Raw genomic sequence first — 3722 nt, forward strand, 5'->3', positions numbered from 1 at the left:
TTACTCGTTGCGTGAAGCCCAAATAATCATCGAAAGGTGGAGGATACACTACAATACCAAACGCCCCCATAGTGCGCTGAACTTCCGCCCACCGGCTCCTGAAGTAATCATTCCAGTAGACCAAAGGCCAGTCATGCACTAACTTTCAAACCGGACCACTCAAGTGGGGCTGATCAGTAAGGCACAACCTCACCCTCATCGTAGGATCCGATACTCAGCCAAAAAGCAAACAGCGGCGCACAATCAATCTGAGTTCCAGCAACAGGCCGTACAAAGCTGGAAAGCACCACACGCCCATCTGAATGTTGAATGGCATTCCCGCAGCAAACGCTAAGCAAATCTTCATCAGAAACAGATGGCATCGTTATCCTGAAACTGCGAAGCGTCACATCAGATGCATTTGCAGAAGGAGACAAGCCCAGCGGCTTTGCGTTTAAATGAGTGCAGTTAACGGAGACGCGGTCAGCAGAACTTTGCGTCCCCACCATGCGCTGCGAGACGAACTCCAACGCATCAACCTCATCCTGCCCCGCCGCTGAAATATAGCGACAACCTCCAACATCGGCCATTTTCTCACGCACAGCACAAGCCAAAACTTGTTCACGAAACGCGAACTCGAGCTGAGGTCCCGAAGCGTTATAAGGCGCGACATGCCCTGAACAAACACAGCAGGACTGCACAATGGCAGGCACATCGCCCAGCACCACATAGGATGGCTGCAACTGAAAGAGGTAGAAACCAAAGGCCTGATCTGACCGGTTTCTGATTATAATCTTGCACTCCTGAACCATAACTCCCGCCTTTCGACAAAAAGTCATCTGCCAATCCTGAGACTGGAACCACAAAAGGAGGTTACATCGCAAACAAGCGCATCCGGGAACGCCGCAAAAACGCGAGACGCGCTCTAATCCTGATAGTTGGGCCACAGTCCCGGAGTCGCCAGTTCCACGACATTGCCAAATGGATCATGAAAAAACAGGCTCACGCCGCCCTGAGGCCAACGCACCTCACTGCTGAGTGTAACTTTTTTCTCTTCAAGATATTCACGCCACTCGATCAGCGCACTTCTGGAGATCGCAAATGCAAAATGAGAAGGACCGTCCGTGCTGTGCCCCGGCACCATGCCATAAGGGCTTTCAACATCCTCGCGGCACACACCGCGCCTGAAGACCAGAAGCATCTGGTTGGGGCCAGCGTCATACCCATGCATGCGCTCGCCTTCAACAACCCGCCTCAACCCCAAAAACTCACCATAAAAATCATGCGCACTGGCAAAATCGTCAACGTAAACGGCAGTTTCGACAATTCCATTAATACCTGGGGCGTCCATTCCTAACCTCCTGATTGGCTAGTATGGCAGACCGAACCACCACGCAGCCAGGACCAAAAATGTAAAGAAGCCAACAACGTCCGTTATGGTGGTCACAAAAACTGAAGAAGCAATGGCAGGATCCGCTCCAATTTTCTCTAAGCCCATAGGAACCAGCAATCCAAACAGACCAGCGCAGATTGAGTTAATCAGAATTGCGCTGCCAATAACCACCCCAAGTTCTGGGTTGAGGAACCATCCCCCCGCAATAGCACCAATCAGGAATCCGAGGCCTACACCGTTGATGAGGCCCACCAGCAACTCACGTCGCAAAACGCGCAGAATGTTACGCCGGTTCAATTCTTGGGTCGCAATTGCGCGCACCGTCACCGCCATGGTCTGCGTACCGGAGTTTCCGCCCATGGACGCCACAATCGGCATCAACACAGCCAAAGCCACCATGCGCTCAATCGTGGCCGTGAAGAGCGATATGACAAAAGCGGCAAAGATTGCGGTAAACACATTTACTGATAACCAGGAGAAACGAGACTTGGCAATCTCAAGCACACTGTCTGAGATCTCCTCATCACCCACACCGGCCATCGCCAGCATGTCTTCCTCAGCCTCTTCCTGAATGACATCAACAATGTCATCAACGGTCACAATACCGACCAGTCGCTCGGAGGTATCAGTCACCGCAACAGAAACAAGGTTATACCGCTCAAACAAACGCGCCACATCTTCCTGATCATCGGTGACCAGAACAGAATGACGGGTTTCCTCCATGATTTTGGAGATCTTTTTAGATCGTTTCGTGCGCAACAGCCGGTCCAGCGCCACAGCACCCAAAAGATGGAAGCCGGGGTCAACCACGTAAAGCTCATAAAAGCTGTCCGGCAGATCTTGGGAACTGCGCAGATGGTCAATCACCTGCCCCACAGTCCAGAACGGCGGCACGGCAATAAAATCAGTCTGAACAATACGTCCAGCAGTATCCTCGGGAAACTCCAGCGCACGTTTAATCTGGACCTGATCCACATTGGGCAACTGAGCAAGGATCTTCTCCTGCTCTTCCTGCTCCATGTCCTCAAGCAGATAAACAGCATCATCTGACTCAAGCTCGCCAATCCCTTCAACAACATCCCCTTCCGGCAATGCGTCCAGAACCTGCGCACGCACAGGCTCTTCGGTCTCAGTTAAGGCTGCAAAGTCAAACTCTTCACCAAGCAGCTGAATCAGGTGGACGCGATCATCTTCGCGCAGCATCTCCAGCAGGTCGCCCATATCCGCATCATGCAGATTACCCGCCAGCTCGCGCACAACAGCCGCATCCCGAGTATCCAGAGCAGCTTCAACACGCGCAACAAAGTCCGTATCAAGGTGTCCGCTTGCATCTCGAACATGTGGTGGAGGGGGCGCGGCATGAAGCGCACCGGGATTTTCCGATTGGGTCATGTGACCTCCACACGTTAGAGCGCGTTCCGTTTGATTGGATTTAATCAAACGACAAGAACTCGCTCCACCAAAGATGCTAGATTGCGGTGCGTGAATGTAAATGACCGCGACGCGTTCTAGAGTCAAATGCTTGGCGTGAGCATCGTCCTTCGAGATTGCTGAAAATTGAAATGCACGTGGTACCATCGTCCCTATGCACAGTTTTGTGTTTATAGCGCCCTGCGCAGACCGTGCAATCCTTTTACGAAGAATTCACGATTTACATCAAAACGCATTCTGTTTGAGCGACCGCACTCAGAATGAGAACGCACGTTCAACCAACAAACGCATCAAAAACGTAAATAACGCAAATTCGCGCAAAAGATCACAAAGCAACGCAAAACAGCGACACTCTCCTTTTCAGGGAATGGCATATGCATTTTTATACTGAGAAAAAACAGAGGCTTAGATAGCAAAAAACCCCGGCTCATAAAGAGCTCGGGGATTTTGGTGCGGCCGAGAAGACTCGAATGAAGTTTTTTTCTCAATAATATCAATAACTTAATTTTCACAAAACAAAAATGTAGGGCAATTTGTAGGGCAGTTTGTGGGGCAATCAGAAGCATTCCATTCCCCGCATTTCACACCCAAACTAAGGAGCAAACACCCCACGACTTTCAGTAGCACAGGTTCTTAGATTCCAACTTTTCGCGGATTTTAAAATAGGGCCAATGGCCCCATATTCATACTTGTCCAAAGGGCAATGAAGCCCGCCTACTACGGAGGACAAGAAATGAAAAATCTCTCTAGAGTGCAACTGGCTCAAGAACATTACAAAGTTCAGGATCAGATTGTCAATGAGCGTTCAAAATTGATCCGGCATCATCATTTAAAATTGACCCACCTTGGTTGGCACAAATCCAGCAGGCGAACAGCTCTCATCTAGCAGGTTCGTCTGCTGGCTTTGTGCCAACCAAGG

Annotated in this window: 4 protein-coding genes; 1 reads left to right on the forward strand and 3 read right to left on the reverse strand. The window is 50.4% G+C overall.

Features of this window, described 5'->3' with window-relative positions; genetic code table 11:
• Nucleotides 1–142, forward strand: a 142-nt coding sequence (locus tag PsAD37_RS27770) for an integrase core domain-containing protein (RefSeq protein ID WP_153039653.1), incomplete at its 5' end; no start/stop codon positions are given.
• A gap of 31 nt (nucleotides 143–173) precedes the next feature.
• Here the strand turns inward: PsAD37_RS27770 and PsAD37_RS19775 are convergent.
• The 3 genes from PsAD37_RS19775 to mgtE form a co-directional block, all read right to left on the reverse strand.
• Nucleotides 174–791: a hypothetical protein gene (locus PsAD37_RS19775; protein WP_063297597.1), complete on the reverse strand. Its 618-nt coding sequence runs from the start codon at nucleotides 789–791 to the stop codon at nucleotides 174–176.
• 113 nt (nucleotides 792–904) lie between these two features.
• On the reverse strand, nucleotides 905–1330 hold the full coding sequence (locus PsAD37_RS19780; protein WP_063297598.1) for a VOC family protein: 426 nt from the start codon (nucleotides 1328–1330) through the stop codon (nucleotides 905–907).
• A gap of 18 nt (nucleotides 1331–1348) precedes the next feature.
• On the reverse strand, nucleotides 1349–2764 hold the full coding sequence (mgtE, locus tag PsAD37_RS19785) for a magnesium transporter (RefSeq protein ID WP_063297599.1): 1416 nt from the start codon (nucleotides 2762–2764) through the stop codon (nucleotides 1349–1351).
• Nucleotides 2765–3722 lie beyond the last annotated feature (958 nt).

The organism is Pseudovibrio sp. Ad37, from assembly GCF_001623075.1.
Classification (GTDB): Bacteria; Pseudomonadota; Alphaproteobacteria; order Rhizobiales; family Stappiaceae; genus Pseudovibrio.